The organism is Maricaulis sp. (assembly GCF_048268525.1).
GTDB lineage: Bacteria > Pseudomonadota > Alphaproteobacteria > Caulobacterales > Maricaulaceae > Maricaulis.
Genome location: NZ_JBLWVH010000002.1, coordinates 159237 through 180086 on the forward strand (window position 1 = coordinate 159237; position 20850 = coordinate 180086).

Sequence of the window (20850 nt, forward strand, 5' to 3'; positions counted from 1 at the left end):
TCTCGCCCGATTGGCGGACCGGACTATTCGGCCAGTTTGCGGGCGATCCAGTCATCGACCAGCTCTTCCAGCAAGGTCAGCGGGATCGAACCATTGGTCAGCACGATGTCATGGAATTCGCCATAGCTGAAATCATCGCCCAGCTGATCCATGGCGCGCTGGCGCAGGTCGAGAATGGTCAGCATGCCGACCTTGTAGGACACCGCCTGACCGGGCCAGACCATGTAGCGACGGACCTCGTTGACGATGTCGCCTTCCGGCATCGGCGTGGTGGCGAGCATGTAGTCGACCGCCTCCTGTTCGCTCCATTGCAGGTGATGGATGCCGGTGTCGACGACCAGGCGGGCGGCGCGGAAGACCTCATAGGAGAGGCGGCCGAAGTCCTGGTAGGGATCGGTGAAGAAGCCCATGTCCTTGCCGAGATTCTCGGCATACAGCGCCCAGCCTTCGCCATAGGCGGAATACCACTGCAGGCGCTGGAACATCGGCGCGTTCTCCAGCTCCTGGGCCAGCGAGGACTGGAAATGGTGACCCGGTGCGCCCTCGTGATAGGCGAGGGATTCCATCAGATAGGTCGGATTGTCACGCATGTTGGCGAGATTGACGTAATAGGCGCCCGGTCGCGTGCCATCGAGGGAACCCGGCTCGTAGAAGGCCCCGGTCGCCGTCGTGATCCGGTATTCCTCAACCGCACGAACATCGAGTTCCGCTCGCGGAAGCTGACCGAAATATTGCGGAGCGACTTCGCTGATCTGGTCGATCATCGCTGCCGACTCGGACAGATAGCGCTGCCGGCCTTCCTCAGTGTCTTCGTAGTAGAACTCGTCGCTTGTGCGCAGGTGCTCGAAGAACTCCAGCAGGGTGCCTTCAAACCCGACCGTTTCCATGATCGCCCGCATCTCGCCATGGATGCGCTCGACCTCGTCCAGACCCGTCTGGTGGATCTGGTCCGCCGTCATGTCCGCCCGGGTCGTGTAATTCATCAGCTGGCTGCGATAATAGGCCTCGCCCTCGGGCAGCGCCCAGGCGCCATTGATGGCATCGCCGGCCATGTCGGCATGCGTTTCCATGGTCGCGATCAGGTGGTCATAGGCCGGGCCGACGCTCGTCAGGAGCGCAGCCTGAGCGCGGTCCAGCAGGTCCTGGCGCGCTTCATCTTCTATCTCGAGTTCACCGATCTTGGCCTGGAAGTCAGCCCAGAGCGGGGAATCCTCTCCACTGTCGTCAAACGGTGCGCCGGTGACGAAGCGCTGTGCGGCTTCGATGATGATCGGATAGGCAAATGCGGGTGCCAGGACGCCCTGTTGCGCCCGGTCGTCGGCCTGCTGGGTCGCGGTGTTGAGCACATCACCCATTCCCTGGAGACGGCTGACATAGGCTTCGGCGTGCTCGACAGACTCGACCCGGTGATAGCCGATCATGGTCGAGGCGAGGCCGGTGTGAGGGCCGAAGAAGGACGAGTAGACGTAGCCGTGATCCCAGAATTCCGATTGCTGGGCATTGTTCTCGGTGATGAATTCGGCAAAGCGCCAGGTGACCTGGGCCTCGGGAGTCAGGGCGTCATAGTCGAAATTCTCTTGCATGTAGCGCTGACGTGCTGCGGCGCGCTCCAGGCCATCGCGATAGGCTTGCTCGCTCGGGTCATCCCAGCGGCCATAGGCGTCGAGATCGTCGATCATGCCGAGATAGGTCTGACCGATCGGCGAATAGGCCATTTCCGCCTCGAATTCCTGCTGGAACCAGGCGTAAAGGCGTTCCGTCTCGGTCTGCTCGCTCGCGGCGGCCGGTTCGGACCCTGTCTCGGCAACCGGCGGATTCGCGGTCGCGGCAGCGGTTTCAGTTTCGTCGGCCGGCGTGCAAGCGCCTGCCAGGACAAGGGCGCTCGCGCTGGCGAGCAGAAGGTGAAGGCGCATGGCTGGATATTCCCCGTTTACCAGAATTGACCATTTCTTAACGCTGCTGGAGCATGCGTAAACATAATTAACCGTAAGACCGATTCTCCCCGCTCGTGCTGAGGCGAGACCCGTGACCGGACCTGAAGTTCTCGATTTTGCAAGGGAAGCCATCTGGCTCATGCTTGCCATGGCAGCCCCGATCATGCTGGTCGGTTTGGCCGTGGGTGTCACGATCGCCTTGTTCCAGGCTTTGACGCAAGTGCAGGAAATGACGTTGGTTTTCGTTCCGAAAATCATCGCAATCTTCATTGCCTTGTTGCTGTTCCTGCCTTTGATGGGTGGTTTGATGGCCGGCTTCATGGCGATGATTTTCGACCGGATCGCCAACCCATGATCCCTGAACTCCCCGCGCTGGTTTACGCGGCCGGGCTGGTGTTCGCGCGGCTCGGGGCGATCCTGATGTTGCTGCCGGGTTTTGGCGAACCCTCGATTCCGGTCCGGTTCCGGCTCGCCTTCGCCCTCCTTTTCTGTCTGATCCTGGGCCCGATCATCGCCCCGTCACTGCCGGCCATGCCGGAGCAGCCGCTGGCAATGGCGGGCATCGTGATGAGCGAGCTGATCATCGGGCTGATGATCGGTGCGGTCGCCCGTATCTTCATGTCCACAGCAGCGGTCGCCGGTCAGGTGATCGGCATGCAGTCGGGCCTTGCCATGGCCCAGTCGTTCGATCCGTCCCAGGGCGCGCAAGGGGCCCTGATCTCGACCTTCCTCAACCTGACCTTCCTGATGCTTCTGTTGGCGACCAACACCCACCACATGCTGCTGCAGATGGCGGCCAACTCCTACCAGGTGTTTGATCCGGGCAGCATGCCGTCCTTGACCGATGCCGCCGACTGGGCGTTGAGCGCCTTTGTCGATGCCTTCCGGATCGGGGTGCAGCTGGCCTCGCCGCTGATCATGTACGGCCTGCTTTTCTATCTGGCGCTTGGCGTACTGTCGCGCTTGATGCCGCAGGCACAGATCTTCTTTATCGCTATGCCGTCGAATATCATGATTGGCCTGTTCATCCTCACCATTGCGCTCGGCGCGATGAGTGCGGTCTGGCTGGAGCGCATGCAGCGTTTCGCCATGGACATGAACTGAGAAGGCTGAAGAGGCATGGCCGAAGGCGAAGACGACAGCCAGAAAACGGAAGAGCCGACCCAGCGGCGGCTGGATGACGCGCGCAAGAAGGGCGATGTCGCCAAGTCGCAGGAGATTCCCGGCTGGTTCGTGCTGGCGGCGGGGCTGGCCCTGTTGAGCTTCATTTTCCCGATGATGTCGCGGGCGCTGGCCGGCAATCTGGAAGTCTTCTTCGAGCAACCACACGATTTTGCCATCAACCCCGGGGCCATGATGGGCCTGATGCAGTCTGTGGCATGGCAGGTGGTCGCCATTGTAGGGCTGCCGATCGGCGCGCTGGCCTTCGCCGGTTTTGCCGGGCACTACATCCAGCAGGGCATGCTGTTCACCACCGAGAAAATCCAGCCCAAGCTGAGCAAGCTCAATCCGATCGAGGGCTTCAAACGGAATTTCGGACCGCAGGGCCTGGCCAATTTTCTCAAGGGCGTCGGCAAGATGGCGCTTGTGGCCGTCGCGGCCTTCCTGGTCATCTATCCCAAGCGGGAAATCCTGGCCGGCCTGCCGGCGCTGGATATCGGCTCCCTGCTGTCGCTGGTACGCCAGGGTGCGATCGAACTGCTGCTGGCGGCGCTGACGGTTTATGCGGTCATTGCCGGCCTGGACTATATATTCCAGCGTCAGAGCTTCATGAAGCGCAACCGGATGTCGCGACGCGAGATCAAGGACGAGATGAAGCAGTCCGAGGGCGACCCGCAGATCCGGGCGAAACTGCGTCAGCTGCGTCAGGAACGCTCCCAGCGGCGCATGATGACCAAGGTCCCGGACGCGACCGTCGTCGTCACAAACCCCACCCACTATGCCATCGCGCTGCATTATGTGCAGGGTGAGACCCCGGCGCCGGTCTGTGTCGCCAAGGGCGTGGACGAGGTCGCATTGCGCATCCGTGAACTGGCCGAAGAGCACAGCGTCCCCATCGTCGAAGACCCGCCGCTGGCGCGTGCCCTGCACGCCACCGCGGATCTTGACGAGGAAATTCCCACCGAGCACTTCCAGGCCGTGGCGAAAGTCGTCGGCTACGTCCTGTCTATCTCGCAGGGGCGGCGCGCACGATACCGCCCGAGCGAGTAGACTTCCTGCAAGCAGTCCTGATTCGCGCCGGAGAGCCGCATGGTCGACACGTCCCCTACGCCCCCGCAAGTTGATGCCGAGACCGGGCAAAAGCGGTTCTGGTCGAAACCGGCCGCACGAGTGGCGTTCTGGGTCTGCGGCGGCATCGCGGTCGCTGCGGCAGCCGTGGCGCTGATCGGTGCTGGCCAGGATGGCGGGCATGGCCTTGTCTACCTGTTCGGCCTCGCGGTCATTGCGGTGTTGATCCTGTTCGCCATCGCAGCCGGTGAAGCGGCCGGTCAGACCATGCGCCGCCAGGTCGCGCGCAACACGGCACCGACCACCGCAGAACTGGGCTATGCGGCGATGGACGGTTTTCCGGATCCGGTCCTGATCTCGGACCAGCGAGGCGCGGCGCGCTGGGCCAATGCGGCTTATCGTGAACTGTCCCGCCAGGCCGGCGGCTTCGGTCAGAGTTTCGGCCTGCCGACCGTTGACCGCCTGTGGGCCGGGTCCGGTGGCGGGGACGGCACGGTCTATCGGCTGGCCCGCTCGGCGGCCCGCGGCGAGGTCGCCCGCGAACTCCTCCCGCCGCTCGACCTGGGCGAGCATGGTGTTCGCCGTTTCAATCTGGAAGCCGCACCACAGGACGACGGCCTCATCCTGTGGCGCCTGTCGCCCCAGGGAGACGGCGATAGCAGTGTGTCCGGGGCCCTGTCAGACTGGTCCCAGCATGCGCCAGTGGCGCTCTTCTCACTGCGTCCCAGTGGTGATGTGCCGATGGCCAATGCGACCTTGCGGGACTGGTTGGGCCTGGGCGAGGGCGCGGCCCTGCCGCCTTTGAAAGACATGCTGACGGGCGATGGTGCCCGGCGCGTCCTGCAGACCAGGGGCGGTGAAGGTGTGGCCCGCATCGATGCCCGATTGAAGGCGCGCGACGGTATCGAGAGCCCGGTGGCGATTGCGGTCGAATGGGCGCCGGGCGAACCGGCAGCAGGCCGTGCGGTCATGTATGGCCTGTCAGTTACCGGCGCGCCTCCGGGCGTCGCCCAGGCTATGGCGGACGGTGCGATATCGGAGGCCCGACCGGCGGGCCGCACCCTGGATGACATGTTCGGCAACGCGCCTTTCGGTGTCGTCCGTCTCGATGGTGCCGACCCGGAAACCGCGATGATCGAGGACGTCAATCCGGCCCTGGTCCAGCTGTCTGGCGGCAAGGCGCTGCCCGGCATCAAGTTCTGCGACCTGTTCAACTGGGAGGATGGTCGCTCGCCGACCGACGCTTTCGCGGCAGCGATGGCCGGCAGCAGCGATCCGGCCGAAGCCCGCATCGATCGGGAAGACAAGGGTGTCTATGTCCACCTGGCCTTCGCCCCGGCGCGCGGTGGCAAGCGGGTCGCCTATGTCATCGACGTGACGGCCTGGAAAGAGCTGGAGCGCCAGTTCAGCCAGGCCAACAAGATGCAGGCGGTCGGCCAGCTGGCCGGCGGCGTCGCCCACGACTTCAACAATCTGCTGACTGCAGTCCGGCTCAATTGCGACGAGCTGCTGAACCGCCACCCGGTCGGCGATCCGGACTATTCCGAGCTGCAATCGATCAACCAGACCGTTGCTCGCGCCGCAGGTCTGGTGCGCAAGCTGCTGGCCTTTTCGCGCAAGCAGACCTTCCGCATGGAGACGCTGGAGATCGGTGACCTGCTGTCGGATGTCTCGGTCCTGCTGCGCCAGATCGTCGAGGAGACGGTCCGGCTGGATATCAAGCATGGTCGCGACCTGCCGCTGATCAAGGCCGACAAGGGCCAGCTGGAAACGGCGATCATCAATCTCGCTGCCAATGCCCGCGACGCCATGCGCGACAATGGCGGTGGTTCGCTGGTGGTGAAGACCGCCCGCGTCGACGCCGACACAGTGCGCAGTGCGGGGGCCCCCAACCCGCGCGAGGGTGACTGGCTGGCCATTGCGGTGACCGATGAGGGTCACGGCATGGACAAGGCGACGATGGAGAAGATTTTCGAGCCCTTCTTCACCACCAAGGAGGCGGGCAAGGGCACGGGTCTGGGGCTCGCCACCGTCTATGGCATCGTCAAACAGTCCGGCGGTTTCCTGTTTGCCGACAGTGAGGTGGGCAAGGGCACGACCTTCACCATCTACCTGCCCGGCCACGAGCCGACCGAGGAGGAAACCAGCGAGCTCGAGCAGGCCGAAGTCGCCAAGACGGTCGAGAAGGCGCCCGCCGACCTGTCCGGTCGTGGTCGCATCCTGCTGGTCGAAGACGAGGACGCTGTCCGCCAGATCGCTGCCAAGACCTTGGTCAAGCGCGGCTATGACGTGGTCGAGGCGTGCGACGGCGAAGAGGCCTATGAAATCCTCGAGGATGACGAGGAGGGGTTCGACCTGATGATCTCCGACGTCGTCATGCCGGGCCTCGACGGTCCGGGCCTGCTCAAGAAGGCCCGCGACATGCTGGGCGACACCCGCGTCGTCTTCATCTCCGGCTATGCCGCCGAGCAATTCTCCGAAACCCTGTCCCAGGAACAGGACGTGTCCTTCCTGCCCAAGCCGTTCACGCTGACCCAGCTGGCCGAGAAGGTGAAGGAAGAACTGGGTCAGAAGGGCGAATAGCTGCGACCAAACCCGCCAATGGGCGTCGCCGATCCGCAGTTTGCGGGCTGACAATTCGGGTGAGATGTCCATAAAGGTGGCAAACGCGCGCGCTCGCGCGCCTCAAGCACATGCGGACCCTCATGGAAAAGACCTTCAACCCGAACGACGCCGAAACCCGGATCTATCAGGCTTGGGAAGACAGCGGGGCTTTCCAGCCAAAAGATGACGACAATGCCGAGGCTTTCTCGATCGTCATTCCGCCGCCCAATGTCACCGGTCGCCTGCATATCGGTCACGCGCTGAACAACACGCTTCAGGACGTGCTGGTCCGCTACAAGCGCATGCTGGGCTGTTCGGTTCTGTGGCAGCCGGGTACCGACCATGCCGGCATCGCCACCCAGATGGTGGTCGAGCGCCAGCTGGCCGCAGAAGGCAATATCTCCCGCGCCGATATGGGTCGCGACGCCTTCATCGAGCGGGTCTGGGAATGGAAAGAGGAAAGCGGCGGCGCCATCATGCAGCAGCTGCGCCGCCTCGGCGCCACCTGCGACTGGTCCCGCGAACGTTTCACCCTGGACGAGGGCCTGTCCAAGGCCGTCCTCAAGGTCTTTGTGGAATTGCACCAGCAGGGCCTGATTTATCGCGATAAACGCCTGGTGAACTGGGATCCGCATTTCCAGACCGCCATCTCCGATCTTGAGGTCGAGAACCGCGAAACCCAAGGCCATTTCTGGCATTTCGCCTATCCGCTGGCCGATGGCTCCGGTGAGCTGGTCGTTGCCACCACCCGCCCGGAAACTGTGCTCGGTGACAGCGCCGTCGCCGTCCATCCGGACGATGAGCGCTATCAGCACCTGATCGGCAAGATGATCCGTCTGCCCATCGCCGACGTGGAAATCCCGATTGTCGCCGACGAGCATGCCGATCCGGAGCAGGGTACCGGCTGTGTGAAAATCACCCCGGCGCACGATTTTAACGATTTCGAGGTCGGCAAGCGCAATGACCTGCCCAAGGTCAATATTCTCGACCGGCAGGCCCGCCTCTTGAGCGAAGATGACGGCACAGGCGGTTTTGATCGCATTCCCGCTGAATGGCGCGGCATGGACCGTTTCGAGGCCCGCAAGGCGCTGGTCGCGAAGATGGAGGAGCTGGGCCTCCTCCGCGAAGTCGAGGACAAGACCATCCAGCAGCCCTATGGCGACCGCTCCGGCGTCGTCATCGAGCCCTGGCTGACCGACCAGTGGTATGTGAATGCCGGCGAGCTGGCCAGGGACGCCATCGCCGCTGTCGAGGATGGCCGCACCACCTTCCATCCCAAGACCTGGGAAAAGACCTATTTCGAATGGATGCGCAATATCCAGCCCTGGTGCATCTCCCGCCAGCTCTGGTGGGGGCATCGCGTGCCGGCCTGGTATGGGCCTCTGAGCAATTCAGACGGATACGCGGATAGCGTCAACCACCACGCAAAGTTCTTCGTGGGCCTCGACGAGGCTGACGTTTTACGGCAGGCATCTGACTACTACGGTTCGGATGTCGAAGTCGCTTTCGGCGAGAACTCGCTGGGAGTTGGAAGTACTGATGCAAGCGGCAGGGATGTGCTTCAAAAAGCGGTGCTGTCCCAAGACCCCGACGTCCTCGACACCTGGTTCTCCTCCGCGCTCTGGCCTTTCTCGACGCTGGGCTGGCCGGACGACACGCCGGAGATGGTCGAGCGCTATTACCCGACTTCGGTGCTGATCACCGCTTTTGACATCATCTTCTTCTGGGTTGCCCGGATGATGATGCAGGGCCTCCACTTCATGAAGGTCGCGCCCTTCAAGGATGTCTATATCCACGCCCTCGTCCGCGACGAGAACGGGCAGAAAATGTCCAAGTCCAAGGGCAATGTGATCGACCCGCTGGAGCTGATCGACGAATACGGTGCCGATGCCGTGCGCTTCACCCTGGCCGCCCAAGCCGGGCAGGGCCGCGATATCCGCATGTCCAAGGAACGCGTTGAAGGCTATCGCAATTTCGGCACCAAGCTGTGGAATGCGGCGCGTTTCTGCGAGATGAATGAATGCGTCGTGCCGGACGGGTATGACCCGAAATCCGTCACCCAGACCGTCAATAAATGGATCCTGTCGGAGGCCGCCCAGGCGGTCGAGGCGATCAATGCCGGGCTCGACACCTACCGCTTCAACGACGCCGCTGCGGCCGCCTATCGCTTTGTGTGGAATGTGTTCTGCGACTGGCATCTGGAATTTGCCAAGCCGCTCTTCAATGGCGAGGACGAGGCCGCCAAGGCCGAGACGCGGGCGACCACCGCCTTCGTGCTCGATCAGGCCCTGAAAATGCTCCACCCCTTCATGCCCTTCGTCACCGAGGAGTTGTGGCAGCAGACCGGCACGCGCGACACCCAGCTCATCATCGCCGACTGGCCGCAGCTGGACGGTCTCCAGAATGTCGATGCCACGGCCGAGATGGACTGGCTGATCAATCTGGTCACCGATATCCGCCGCCTGCGTGCCGAGATGAACATCCCGGCTGGCGCGAAACTGTCGCTGGTCGCGGTCGGAGCTGACGCCGAAGTGGCGGATCGTTTGGCTCGCCATGACGCGCTGATCCAGCGCATGGCCCGCCTGGCCTCGATCGAGACCGCAGACACCGTCCCGCCGGCCTCGGCCCAGACCGTTCTGGGCACCACCACCCTGGCCCTGCCGTTGGAAGGCGTCATCGATTTCGGTGCCGAAAAAGACCGCCTCGCCAAGGAAGTCGCCAAGCTGGACGGAGAGATCGGCCGGCTCGAAAAGAAGCTCGGCAATGAGCGTTTCGTCGCCAATGCGCCGGCCGAGGTCGTCGCTGAACAGCGCGAAAAGCTCACCGACTATGCCGGCCAGAAAGCCAAGATGGCCGAAGCCCTGGCCCGGCTCGAGGCGATGTGATGGACGACCGCTTTCAGACCGTGTGGCAAGACAAGTTGGAACCCTGGCTGGCCGGGCTGGAGGCGGACAGGGTCCGTTATGTCCGGCTGCGCTGGAACTGGACCGCTGCCGGCACGATCCTGTCGGCGGTGATCGCCTGCGTGATGGTATTCCAGCGTGTCGAGTGGGTCCCGATCGTCATGGTCATGGTGATCGGGCCTTTCCTTGGCTACATGATCGGCAGCCACGCGCTGCATGCCATGTCCAAACGGGTCAAGGCGGAGCTGAATACCACCATCGCGCAAGCGCTGGGTCTGACCTATTCGCCCAAGCCCTATTCCCCGGCCCGCTTTGATCGCCTGCGCGAGTTCGGTCTTCTGCCGTCTTCGGATCGGCGCAAGTTCGAGGATCATTTCGCGGGCGAGCGGGATGGCTGCGAGTTCGAGCTTTACGAAGCCCATCTCGAACAGCGCCGGCGGTCGAACAAGCGGACCTATTACGTCACCGTGTTTCGCGGCGTGATCATCCGCATCAACTTCCCGCGTAAGGTCGAGGGCATCACCGTGATCACGCGCGATGCCGGCTGGTTCAACGGCGTCCAGTCCTACGCGCGCGGTTTCGGGGCCAATAAGCTGGAGCGGATCGGCCTGGTTGATCCGAAATTCGAGAAGGCCTTCGAGGTCTATGGCAGCGATCAGGTGCTGGCTCGCTACATGCTCACCCCGTCCTTCATGGAGCGCCTGCTGGCGCTGGAATCCAGTCTGGCGGGCAAGAATGTCCGCGCTGCCTTTGACGAGGACAGCGGACAGGGCGAGCTGTTGATCGCCGCGGAAACCGGCAATCTGTTCGAGGTCGGTTCCATGTCCAAACCGCTGACCGATCCCGGGCGTTTCTCGAAAATCGTCGAGGAACTCGGCCACATAACCGGCCTGATCGACCTGCTGATCGCACCGGCGCAGCTGAATGAGCATGAAGCCCGGCTGGGCGACTAGCTGCTGTCAGTTCGAGGCCGCGCTGGCAGCGATGATCTGTCCGGCCAGCGTCTCGAGTGCCGCATCGTCAAGACGGTCCGTTGCCAGGATGGACCGCGACACTGTTGCGTCATCACGCTTGCGGGCGCGGTCATAGGCGGGGTCGTAGTGGGCGGTCACGAGCGCCGCGGCCAGGCCTTTCCAATCGCCCTGTCCGGCCAGCGCCTGCCAGTCCTCGATAACGTCGCGGGCATGGAAACGGCGCAAGCCGTCAATGGCGGCGAGGAGTTTGGCCGGGTCATCCGGCAGGTCGGGATAGGCGGTCACCAGATAGCGGGCGCGTTCGGCGACCGGAGCCCGGATCTCCAGCCGCGGCGCCGCCTGCATGGCATTCCACAGGCGCGGTGGCACCCGCAGCCGACCGACCGAGCGGCTTTCCGCCTCGACATAGGCCGGACGGCTTGGGTCCAGTTCCCGGATTTTTGTCCACAGCGCCGTCTCGAAGGCCTTCTGGCCCGGCTGCGGGTGGTCGGAGAAGTCACCGAAGATCGAGCCGCGATGGCAGGCCAGTCCTTCCAGGTCGATGACCTGTTCGCCGCGCGCCTCGAGAACATGCAGGAGCCGGGTCTTGGCGGTCCCGGTCTGGCCGTCAATGAGGACGACGGGCAGCGGCGCGTCAGCGTCCAGCTCCGCCACGACCTGACGGCGCCAGGTCCGGTAGCCGCCATCGACCAGCGTGGTCTTCCAGCCAACCGCCGCGAGAATGGTCGCCATGGACTGGGACCGCATGCCGCCGCGCCAGCAATAGACCAGCGGCTTGAACGTCTTGTCCTTGTCGGCGAGGGCAGTGGCGATGTGCAATGAGATGTTGCGGGCCGCAATGGCCGCGCCCATCCGGCGCGCTTCGAAGACCGAGACCTGGGTGTAGTGGGTGCCGACCTGGGCCCGTTCGGCATCATTGAGAACGGGCAGGTTGATGGCGCCGGGCAGGTGGTCCTCGGCAAATTCCGACGGCGAGCGCACATCGATGATGGCATCAAAGCGTTCCAATCCGCGCGCGGATAGGTCATCAGTGGTGGCAATGCGTTGCATCGGCGTGTCGATCCCGGTCATCGGGGCAGACTAGCCAAAAACTGAAGGTACGGGATGATGGATGACACACGACCGATCCGGCTGAGTTCGCTGGCCCATGGCGGTGGTTGCGGTTGCAAGCTGGACCCGGCTGTCCTCAGCGACATTCTTGGCGGCCCGTCGGGCTTCCCGCTGCCCAAGGAGCTGATCATCGACGCCTCGACCCGCGATGACGCGGCGGTCTGGCGGATCAATGACGAGACGGCTCTGGTGGCGACCACCGACTTCTTCACGCCCATCGTCGACGACCCGGAGGTCTTCGGGAAGATCGCCGCGACCAATGCCCTGTCCGATGTCTATGCCATGGGGGCAACGCCGATCTTCTGCCTGGCGCTGGTCGGCATGCCGGTCGGCAAGCTGCCGCCGGAGATGATCCGCGCCATCCTCGCCGGCGGGCGCTCGGTCGCCGAGGCGGCGGGAGCACCGATTGCGGGCGGGCATTCCATCGATGCCGCCGAACCGATCTATGGCCTGGTGGCATTGGGGACGGTGCATCCGGACCGGCTTTTGAGCAATGCCGGCGCAAAACCGGGCGATGTCCTGATCCTTGGCAAGCCGATCGGGATCGGGGTCTTTTCGGCGGCGCTGAAGCAGGACCGACTGTCTGACGAGGGCTATGCCGCCATGGTCGCCTCGACCACTCGCCTCAACACGCCGGGAGCCGGTCTGGCGGCTCTCGGCGGGGTGCATGCGGCGACGGATGTGACTGGCTTTGGCCTGCTCGGACACCTGTCGGAAATGTGCGAGGGGGCGGGTGTCCGTGCCGTGATCGACCGCGTAGCGGTGCCGGTGTTCGAAGAGGCGCGGACGCTGGCGGCGGACGGCGTCAAGACAGGCGCATCGGGGCGGAACTGGGCGGCGGTCGGCGGCGGCGTGGAGACGCCAGCCGACTGGTCGGCGATCGATGAAGTCCTGTGGTGCGACCCGCAGACCTCCGGCGGCCTCTTGGTCAGCTGCGCCCCGGATAGCGCCGAGGCCGTGCTGGCGCATTTCCGAGAGCACGGTCATGACGATGCGGCGATTGTCGGCCGTGTCGAAGCGGGCTCGGGCGTCACGCTGATCTGAGGCACGGCCCGGCGACGCGCACAACGCGCCCGCCGCCGGGCCACCCGCGGCCGGGACTGGCGGGTCAGCCGGCGGGTAACGGCGCGCGCGGAGCGTCGAGGAAGTCGGCGCGGATCTCGTAGGCGTCGCTGGACAGGTGATGGTCGTTCATGAAACGGGCCAGCGCCGTATAGGTTGTGGTACGGATCGTGCCGCGCTGGTCCTCCAGCCGGATACGGTCATCGACCGACGGACCGAGCAGGCGTTCGAACAGGCCTGTTCGGATCGGCGCCGGTTCGAACCAGGCGGTGAGATTGGCCTTGATCTGCTCACGGTCCGTGGTCTCCCAAGCCGCCGCGGCAACCACATCTAGCAGGTATTCATTGCAGTTCTGGTAGCGCGGATCGTGCGGGTTGGAGAGCAGGGAATAGTCCGGCTGGTGCAAGGCCTCGTCGGTCTCGCTGGCCAGCATCATCCACAACCGTCTTTGCATTTCCGGTGAGGGCAGGATCACCCCGACCTCGCCGACCACATCGCCCCGGGTGAAATTGAGCGGCCAGTCCTGGGCGAGATAGGAGAGGCGTGTCTCGTCGGTATGGTGGTAGAGGTTGTGGACCGCATACCCGTGTGTGCGGGTGCTGTCAGCCAGCTCGATTTCCGACCAGACCCAGAACGCGCCATGCGTGTAGCGCACGCCATCCGGCAGGTCCTCGCGATAGCGGCCGGTGCGGAAGACCAGGGCCACACGGGCGCCGCGCGCCGCCAGATCGCGTTCAATCTGTTTCGAGAAATCGGCCGAGTCCTCGATGGCGAAGGGCGAGACCGGAAGCGCGCCCGACCCGGCTTCGGCGCCGGGCAGGGCTATGAGTCCGGTCAGGATCATCAGGGATATAGCGGCGAAGTGAAGTCTCACGGCGCGTCTTCCCCGTCGAAGGGCACTTGCGGCGCTTCCTGGGCTATGATGACGGCATCGGTAACCTCAAGCGGTCCGCTACCAAACGGCGCCGCTGCCATGTCGGCGGCGAAGTCGAGACTGTTTTCGACCAGTTCCGGATTGCCGGTCAGGACACCGGCCGTGGATCCGGTCACGCCGACCACGGCAGCGCCGGTGACCGTGACGCCGGCCGAGGCCAGAGTCGCCGTCGCCTCGACGGATGCCCCGGCGCTGTCACCGGATGCCCGGGCTGTCGGATTGCCGCTGTCAGCGAAACCCATCGGGGTTGCTGCGAGCAGCAGGGAAGATGCAAGGATCAGGGTGCGCATGATGCGTCTCCATTCAGGTAGCCAGCCCGATAGCAGTCTCCCAGATCATCCGTGAATTGTAAATGAACAATGTTCGTAAATTAGATTCACGTCTCGGACATGGCCCGATGCGCCCATTCTCTCATTCAATCGGAGTGGTCTGCCTGGATCTCAAAGCTCTCATCGGCCAGGTCGAACGTCAGCATGAAGTCGCTGATCGACGAGAAGCTGGCGATGTTCACTGGCCCATTGCCCTGGTCGTCGAGGCGAATGCGCGGGTCGAACCAGCCGGCCGTCAGACGTTCCCACCAGCCGAGCCGGAGCTGGGTAGGCGGGAAATAGGCGTCAAGATTGATCTTGATGCGAGCCCGGTCATCGGTCAGCCAGGCACCGGCGGCGACCACGTCGAGGAGGAATTCGGTGCAGTTCTGGTAGCGAAGGTCGGCGGGGTTGGAGAGGAGAGAGTAGTCGGCCTGGTGCAGGGCGTCATACTGGTCGGACGCGATCACATCGAGCAGCCGTATCTGCATCTCTTCGCTGGGAATGATGACGCCGACTTCGCCGATCGCGTCGCCACGCATGAAGTCGAGCGGCCAGTCCTGCGCCAGGTAGGACGTCGTCGGGTCGGTCTGCCCGTGATAGAGATTATAGACGGCATAGCCATGGCCCTGTGACCCGTCGCTCTCGGTAACTGGGCCGTAAATCCAGAACGCACCATGCGTATAGCGCACCCCGTCCGGCAGGTCATTGCGAGGGCGTCCGGAGCGGAAGACAAGGGCGATATAGGCTCCGCGCTCTGCCAGCTCGCGCTCGACCTGTTTGGAGAAGTCCGCCGCTTGTTGCAGCGTGAAATGGTCAACCGGTCGCGCATCGCTGTCAGCCCGCGCCGGTGTGACGGCGGTGACGATGAACAGGCAACACGCGATCAGCAAGCGCATGTTAGCGATCCGGGTCCGGGTCGGGCGCGGGTTGGTTCACGACCGTTTCCGAGACGGGCAGGCCGGCCGGCGTAGGCGCAGGGGCGTCGGACCGCGCTGAATTGTGCCGTGCTCGCGCCATGCGCTGGGCGGCACGGGCATGGCCGCGCCGCTGTTCGGCGCCGGAATCGGTGCCTGACGGTTCGGCGCGCTCCGCAGCGGGTTGTGCTGCCGGCTGCTGGCCGTCAGCGGTGCCGCCATAGAGGGCCAGGGTGAAGGTCGAAATCAGTAAAATTCGCATGGTCTGTCCGTGCAGTTTGGTCCCTCATGACAACCTTACACGAGAGGCTCGCCTGTTTGGAGAGAAAATCGCGACCCACGCGAGTTTGTGATCGCGGGTCTCCCATTCATTGCGTGCTCATCCGAACTCTGGCCAGATGCGGTTCAACGCGGGGAGATTGTCATGTTGTTGCGTCTTTTGCTGGTCGGTGCCGGATTGCTGCTGACGTCTGCGGCGCAAGCGCAAACGCAGGGCGACTATTGTTCCGACTATGCGAACTCGGCTAGCCAGCTCGAGGATGTCATTGCCAGCCAGGGGGCTGCGATGGGTCTTCCGCAACGCCGTGACCCGTTTGAGGATTGTCGCTCGATGTCCCTGCCCGTGCTGGCAGACCAATACACGGCGCGGCTCCAAACCGTCGTCAATTTCGTCAATGCCCAGAGAATGCCGGGCGTCGGTAGCCAGGCCGAGACATGTGAATACTACGCCGTCGGGTCCAACCGGCTGGAACGTCTCGCAGAGGCCTTCGGCAATTGCCCGATGGCCAGCTATCCGGCGGAGGCGCACTACAACTGGTGTCTTGCAACCGATCCCGGGACCGTATTCGACGAAATGCAGACGCGGCGCTCGACGGTCACGCAATGCGCTGTCTCGATCAACTATTACTGGGACGAAATCTATGGCGAGCAGGCAGCTGCGCTGACAGCCCCCGAGACCGCCGACACCGGTTGGAATGATTTCCCGGACGGGCGCTGGCAGGAGACCTGCCGTCGTCCGCGCTGGGAAGGCCGGACCATCGTGGCGCAGTGCCGGGCCGATAACGGCATCTGGCAGCTCACCCGTTTTGATACCAATTTCGCCTTTACCGCCCTGACCAATTGCAACGGCCAGCTGCGTGGCAGCACGCGTTGCACCGTGACCGGCAATGCGCCGCCGCGCCCCGGCCCGGCTTCGGGCGGCAATGGCGGCGGCACGGCCATCACCCGCCCGGCGAGCTTCCCGGAGGGCATCTGGCGCATGTCCTGCACCTCGCCCGACTGGGACGGCAATTTCATGACCGCGATGTGCCGCACCAATGCCGGCGGCATGGTGCGCAGCCGGATCGACCTGTCGAGCTATCGCGGCCGCGTGACCAATTGCGATGGCGAGCTGGTCGCTCGCTCGGGCTGTGGCAGCTCGCCCGGCCTGCCGCCGGGACCCTGGGCGAACTTCTGTCGCAACCCGCAAATGTCGACATCGGGCCGCCGCACGCTGAGCGCGGATTGTGTCTCCGGCGGGCATCCCAGTCAGGGCATGGGCAACCGTCCGACGAGCCGGGTTTCCATCGAGATTGATCGCTATTTCGGACCCCTGACCGTGTGCAACGGCCAATTCCGTCGCGGCGATCAGTGCTAGCAGCGCCGCCGAGCTAGAGGGAAAAGCTGCCGACAATGGGAATATGGTCGGAGGCCTTCTCCTTTCCGCGCGTTTTGGTGTGGATTTCGATACCCTCAAGGCGGTCGGCAGCCTGGGGTGAACACAGCAAGTGGTCGATGCGGATGCCATGGCCCTTGTTCCAGCGGCCGGCCTGATAGTCGAAGAATGTGTATTGGTGACCGCGTCCGTCGAGCTGTTCGAAGGCCTCGGTCAGGCCGAGCCATTTGAGTGCCCGGAAGGCGGCGCGGGTCTGCGGCAAAGCGAGCGCATCGCGCTCCCATTCGGCGATATCCCAGCAATCACTGTCGCGCGGGATGCAATTATAGTCGCCGGCGAGGATGAGCGGTTCCTCTAAAGCCAGCAGGTTTTTCGCGTGCAGGCGCAGGCGCTCCATCCAGGCGAGCTTGTAGTCGTATTTCGGACCGGGTGCCGGATTGCCATTGGGCAGATAGATGGAGGAGGCGCGCACCGGTCCGCTTTCCGCCGCGATCACCGCCTCGATATAGCGGGCCTGCTCATCGCTCTCATCGCCCGGCAGGCCGCAGCGGACCTCCTCGATGGGATGTTTCGAGAGGATGGCGACGCCATTGTATGATTTCTGGCCATGGGTCTCGATATTATAGCCGAGATCCTCGATCTCCATCCGCGGGAAGCCCTCATCGACCGTCTTGATCTCCTGCAGGCAGGCGACATCCGGCTTGGCCTCGCTCAGCCAGTCGAGCACATTGGGCAGGCGGGCCTTGACGGAATTGACGTTCCAGGAGGCAACGGTCAGGGTCATGATGGATCACGGGTCTTGGTTGGCGAATGAGCGCGCAGCCTAACCCGTTTCGGCGACGAGAAAAGACGCAGGAGCGCGGCATATGCACAGACAGGTTTTGATCGCAGGCTTGGCGGCGTTGATGCTGGCTCCGGCCGTTCAGTCGCAGGACGCGTCGACACAAGAGGCGCCCATCCTGCGTGAAGAATTGATGCCGCTCGCCTTCCTCGCCGGTTCCTGCTGGACCGGCGTGTTTCCCGGCTCCGAGACCTTTGACGTGCATTGCTATGAGCCGGTCTATGGCGGCCAGTATCTGCGCGATGTGCACGCCGTGCCGCAGGGTAGTGCCGTCTATCGCGGCGAGACGCTCTACCATTGGGACGCCGAGGCGGGCGTGATCACCTATCGCTATTACAATTCCATCGGCGGCGTCTCCGACGGCACGATGACACCCGATGGCGATCGCATGCTCTTTCCCGACGAGACCCATCGCGGTCAGGATGGCGAGGAACGGGTCTTTTCGACGGTCATGGAGATCACCGGGCCGGACGGGTATTCCGTCGTGACCAGGGAGGACGGCGAGGTTGTCATGCAGATCGAATTCCAGAGGATTTCGTGGCAGGACGCTGACGAGATGGTGCCGGACGGGGTCTGGTAGACGATCCCGTTTGCATCTGATCCGGCCGGTGGCTGCATCCCTTGGCTGAAAACAAGCCGGGGAACATCATGACAGTCAAACACGCCATTCGGGCGGCCAGCGCCGCGACCATTATCGGTCTGACATCGGCCGCATCGGCCCAAGAGGCCAGCTACCACTATGACGGGGACCTCCGGCTCAGCCCGGAGACCGGCATGTTGGACGCCGACTGGACGTTGACGGTGAATGACGGCGAACGGTCCGAATTGACCCTGTTTCTCAATGCAGCGTTCGGCGAGGCGGAAGTCAGTGGCGAGCGGGTCCGATCCGTTTCAAGCCAGTTGGTCGATGGTTTCAACGGACCCATGCGCGCCTACACGGTGATGCTGCACCCCGAAGCCGAGGGGCAGGCGCGCGAGGTCCTGGTGAGCTATGCCGGGGCACTGTTTCCGGAACCCCCTGAAACGGCGATCAACACGCTGGATACACGCAAGGTCGAATTCACGGTCGACAGTTTCTGGCTGCCATTTGATGCGGGCTTTGATGCCCTGATGACGGCGGAACTGGATGTCTGGTTGCCCGGCGAGTGGGCCGGGGTCGCCATGCAGTCGATCGAGCGCGTACCGGGGGGCTTCCAGGTCGTCCAGGAGACGCCCACGCTCGATCTCGCCTTCACCTTGATGGCCGACTATCAGCGCCATGCCGCGCCGGGCTATGCCATTTACGACACCCGCGATCCGGCGGGCACCAATATCGACGCCGTGGTCGGAGCGCTGGAACATTGTACCGGCTACCTCAACGATCTGGCGGCTGATGCCGTCCCCTTGCCGGACGCCTCCATCGTCGTGACCTCGCGTCATGAGGGCGGCTATTCCCGCGGCACCCTGATCGCGCTCACCGATATCGCCGACAGCGAACCTCCGGCACTGACCCAGTTCATCTGTCACGAGCTGGGCCACTACTGGAGCCACGGCAATGCGATGACCGTCGAGAACTGGCTCAATGAGAGCTTCGCCGATTACGTCGCGAATATGGGCATGCGTGAAGCGCTCGGCGATGCCGCGTTTGAAGCGCGGATGGCGAGCTATCAGCGTCAGGTTGACGGAGCCGCGAACCCGTTGTCGCCAGTCTGGACGCCGCAGATGACTGAGCGGCCGCCCTATCTGGTCGCCTACCGAAAGGGACCGCTGGCCCTGGCTCGCGCAGAAGTGCTGGTCGGTCGCGAGACCTTTGCCCGCTTCATGCAGGCCTTCATGCGTGAGCGTGTCAGGACCACGCCGCAAATGCTGGATCTGTTCGAGGCTGTGGCCGGCGCAGAGCACCGGGCCGCATTTGAGGCGATACTCGCGGAATAGGGCTCAGTACTCGAGGAAGCGGGTGAATTCATCCACTTCCGCCCGCTCCGAGCGCAGCGTGTTCACCGCCTCGTCCGGGTCGGCATGACCGAGCGCCATGCCGCACCAGATCCGTTCCTCCGGTGACAGGCCGATGGCGGCGCCGACGGTTTTCCAGCGGGTCATCCAGGCTTCCTGGGCGCAGGTCGCCAGGCCTTTTTCTTCCGCCGCCAGCATGACGCACATGATGAACATGCCCAGATGGCCCCATTGATTGGGGTTCATGCGGGCGTCGAGGCTGAAGAAAAGACCGACCGGGGCGCCGAAGAATTCGAAATTCTTCAACAGGTGATTGAGCCTGGCCGGCTTGTTGTCGCGATCAATCCCCATCGTCTCATACATCTGCTCGCCCAGAGCGTGACGTCGGGAACGGAAGGGCTCCCAGAGTGATTTGGGATAGGCGCCGAAATCATTTTCATCTCCGAACGGATCGACTTCGAGGCGCATGCGCACCGTGTCGATGACCCGCTGGCGCGCCTGGCCGGTGACGACATGCACCGTCCAGGGCTGCACATTGCCGCCGGACGCCGCCCAGCGGGCGGTGTCGAGGATGTCGCGGACCTCGTCTTCGCTGACTGGCGTGTCGAGAAAGGCGCGCGTCGAGATGCGGCGCCGGGCGATATCAGAAAATGTCTGGCTCATGCGTATCAGATCTCGCCGAGCGCGTCGAAGCCACCGAATATGAGGCGTTTGCCGTCAAAGGGCATGCTGTCGGCCTGCATGCGCGGATCGGCCATCATCTTTTCCATGGCGGCGTCAGCAGTCGCCTTGTCCGGCCAGACGGCCCAGGAGAAGGTGACGGTCTCGCCATCCTTTTTCTGAACGGCCTTGGGAAAGGAGGTCAGCTCGCCCTCCGGCACATCGGCCCCCCAGCAATCGACGGCCTGAAGCGCGCCAAATTCCTTCATCATCGCGCACATGACGACGCTGCTCTCAATGAAGGCGTCCCGGTTTTCGTCCGGCACCGCAGCGACATATCCCTGAACATAAGCCATTGTTGTTTCCTCCCGATTGTCAGCGGAAGGATAGGGCAGCTTTCTGCGAGGAGCGAGGGCTAGACCGAAAAACTAGTCCCGCAACCGCAGGCGGCTGTGGCGTTGGGATTGTGGATCTTGAAGCTGGCGCCGATCAGCTCGTCGACATAGTCGATCTCGGAGCCGTCCAGAAAGGGCAGGGAGGCCTCGTCGATGACGACCTTTGCGCCATCGCGCTCGACGATCATGTCGTCGTCATTGACCGCATCATCCAGATCGAACGTGTAGGAAAATCCCGAGCAACCACCGCCGACTACGCCAATGCGCAACAGGCCGGCTGCGGCCTGTGCGGCGATAATGGTGTTGATCTGTTTCGCGGCCGAGGCCGAGAGCGTGACGTTTGCGGACATGGGTCTGCCTGATGCTGTCGGCCGTCCGGCCTTTGGATTATGT

20 protein-coding genes are annotated in these 20850 nt (G+C 63.5%); 10 read left to right on the top strand and 10 right to left on the bottom strand.

The genetic code is table 11. The features are described 5' to 3' along the window. Positions 1–23: 23 nt before the first annotated feature. Positions 24–1913, bottom strand: coding sequence for a DUF885 domain-containing protein (locus ACN0X9_RS02180; protein WP_417485996.1), 1890 nt, complete (start codon positions 1911–1913; stop codon positions 24–26). Positions 1914–2025: 112 nt separating this feature from the next. Between ACN0X9_RS02180 and fliQ the strand changes: the two genes are divergently transcribed. From fliQ to ACN0X9_RS02210, 6 genes are all read left to right on the top strand, one after another. Further along, a complete protein-coding gene (fliQ, locus tag ACN0X9_RS02185; protein ID WP_417485997.1) occupies positions 2026–2289 on the top strand; it encodes a flagellar biosynthesis protein FliQ in 264 nt (87 codons plus the stop codon). Continuing rightward, the gene (gene fliR, locus ACN0X9_RS02190; protein WP_417485998.1) at positions 2286–3038 is read left to right on the top strand and encodes a flagellar biosynthetic protein FliR; all 753 of its coding nucleotides are present in this window, start codon (positions 2286–2288) and stop codon (positions 3036–3038) included. The genes fliQ and fliR overlap by 4 nt, the downstream gene beginning before the upstream one ends. A 15-nt stretch (positions 3039–3053) precedes the next feature. After that, a complete protein-coding gene (gene flhB, locus ACN0X9_RS02195; protein ID WP_417485999.1) occupies positions 3054–4145 on the top strand; it encodes a flagellar biosynthesis protein FlhB in 1092 nt (363 codons plus the stop codon). A gap of 39 nt (positions 4146–4184) precedes the next feature. After that, a complete protein-coding gene (locus ACN0X9_RS02200) occupies positions 4185–6746 on the top strand; it encodes an ATP-binding protein (protein WP_417486000.1) in 2562 nt (853 codons plus the stop codon). 122 nt (positions 6747–6868) lie between these two features. After that, the gene (locus tag ACN0X9_RS02205) at positions 6869–9652 is read left to right on the top strand and encodes a valine--tRNA ligase (protein ID WP_417486001.1); all 2784 of its coding nucleotides are present in this window, start codon (positions 6869–6871) and stop codon (positions 9650–9652) included. Next, positions 9652–10623, top strand: coding sequence for a DUF3137 domain-containing protein (locus ACN0X9_RS02210; RefSeq protein WP_417486002.1), 972 nt, complete (start codon positions 9652–9654; stop codon positions 10621–10623). The genes ACN0X9_RS02205 and ACN0X9_RS02210 overlap by 1 nt, the downstream gene beginning before the upstream one ends. Before the next feature lie 6 nt (positions 10624–10629). On the opposite strand, the gene mnmH is transcribed toward ACN0X9_RS02210, so the two are convergent. After that, positions 10630–11715, bottom strand: a complete 1086-nt coding sequence (gene mnmH / locus ACN0X9_RS02215; RefSeq protein ID WP_417486003.1) for a tRNA 2-selenouridine(34) synthase MnmH — start codon at positions 11713–11715, stop codon at positions 10630–10632. Positions 11716–11748: 33 nt separating this feature from the next. Between mnmH and selD the strand changes: the two genes are divergently transcribed. After that, positions 11749–12798: a selenide, water dikinase SelD gene (gene selD / locus ACN0X9_RS02220; protein WP_417486004.1), complete on the top strand. Its 1050-nt coding sequence runs from the start codon at positions 11749–11751 to the stop codon at positions 12796–12798. Positions 12799–12862: 64 nt separating this feature from the next. On the opposite strand, the gene ACN0X9_RS02225 is transcribed toward selD, so the two are convergent. From ACN0X9_RS02225 to ACN0X9_RS02240, 4 genes are all read right to left on the bottom strand, one after another. Continuing rightward, positions 12863–13690: a DUF2145 domain-containing protein gene (locus tag ACN0X9_RS02225; protein ID WP_417486005.1), complete on the bottom strand. Its 828-nt coding sequence runs from the start codon at positions 13688–13690 to the stop codon at positions 12863–12865. After that, positions 13687–14040, bottom strand: a complete 354-nt coding sequence (locus ACN0X9_RS02230) for a hypothetical protein (RefSeq protein ID WP_417486006.1) — start codon at positions 14038–14040, stop codon at positions 13687–13689. The genes ACN0X9_RS02225 and ACN0X9_RS02230 overlap by 4 nt, the downstream gene beginning before the upstream one ends. Before the next feature lie 125 nt (positions 14041–14165). After that, positions 14166–14957, bottom strand: a complete 792-nt coding sequence (locus tag ACN0X9_RS02235; RefSeq protein WP_417486007.1) for a DUF2145 domain-containing protein — start codon at positions 14955–14957, stop codon at positions 14166–14168. Position 14958: 1 nt separating this feature from the next. Then, positions 14959–15237, bottom strand: coding sequence for a hypothetical protein (locus tag ACN0X9_RS02240; protein WP_417486008.1), 279 nt, complete (start codon positions 15235–15237; stop codon positions 14959–14961). 162 nt (positions 15238–15399) lie between these two features. Here ACN0X9_RS02240 and ACN0X9_RS02245 point away from each other — a divergent pair, with 162 nt between their 5' ends. Continuing rightward, the gene (locus ACN0X9_RS02245; protein WP_417486009.1) at positions 15400–16611 is read left to right on the top strand and encodes a CVNH domain-containing protein; all 1212 of its coding nucleotides are present in this window, start codon (positions 15400–15402) and stop codon (positions 16609–16611) included. A gap of 13 nt (positions 16612–16624) precedes the next feature. On the opposite strand, the gene xth is transcribed toward ACN0X9_RS02245, so the two are convergent. Further along, positions 16625–17413: an exodeoxyribonuclease III gene (gene xth / locus ACN0X9_RS02250; protein WP_417486010.1), complete on the bottom strand. Its 789-nt coding sequence runs from the start codon at positions 17411–17413 to the stop codon at positions 16625–16627. 82 nt (positions 17414–17495) lie between these two features. Here xth and ACN0X9_RS02255 point away from each other — a divergent pair, with 82 nt between their 5' ends. Both ACN0X9_RS02255 and ACN0X9_RS02260 read left to right on the top strand, forming a co-directional pair. Then, on the top strand, positions 17496–18050 hold the full coding sequence (locus ACN0X9_RS02255) for a hypothetical protein (RefSeq protein ID WP_417486011.1): 555 nt from the start codon (positions 17496–17498) through the stop codon (positions 18048–18050). Positions 18051–18118: 68 nt separating this feature from the next. Continuing rightward, positions 18119–19384, top strand: coding sequence for a M1 family aminopeptidase (locus ACN0X9_RS02260; RefSeq protein WP_417486012.1), 1266 nt, complete (start codon positions 18119–18121; stop codon positions 19382–19384). 3 nt (positions 19385–19387) lie between these two features. Here ACN0X9_RS02260 and ACN0X9_RS02265 read toward each other — a convergent pair whose 3' ends face one another. The 3 genes from ACN0X9_RS02265 to erpA are packed head-to-tail and all read right to left on the bottom strand — an operon-like array spanning position 19388 to position 20807. After that, positions 19388–20065: a nitroreductase gene (locus ACN0X9_RS02265; RefSeq protein ID WP_417486013.1), complete on the bottom strand. Its 678-nt coding sequence runs from the start codon at positions 20063–20065 to the stop codon at positions 19388–19390. Positions 20066–20070: 5 nt separating this feature from the next. Next, on the bottom strand, positions 20071–20418 hold the full coding sequence (locus ACN0X9_RS02270; RefSeq protein WP_417486014.1) for a DUF1428 domain-containing protein: 348 nt from the start codon (positions 20416–20418) through the stop codon (positions 20071–20073). A gap of 59 nt (positions 20419–20477) precedes the next feature. After that, positions 20478–20807, bottom strand: coding sequence for an iron-sulfur cluster insertion protein ErpA (erpA, locus tag ACN0X9_RS02275; protein ID WP_417486015.1), 330 nt, complete (start codon positions 20805–20807; stop codon positions 20478–20480). Between the last annotated feature and the right edge of the window lie 43 nt (positions 20808–20850).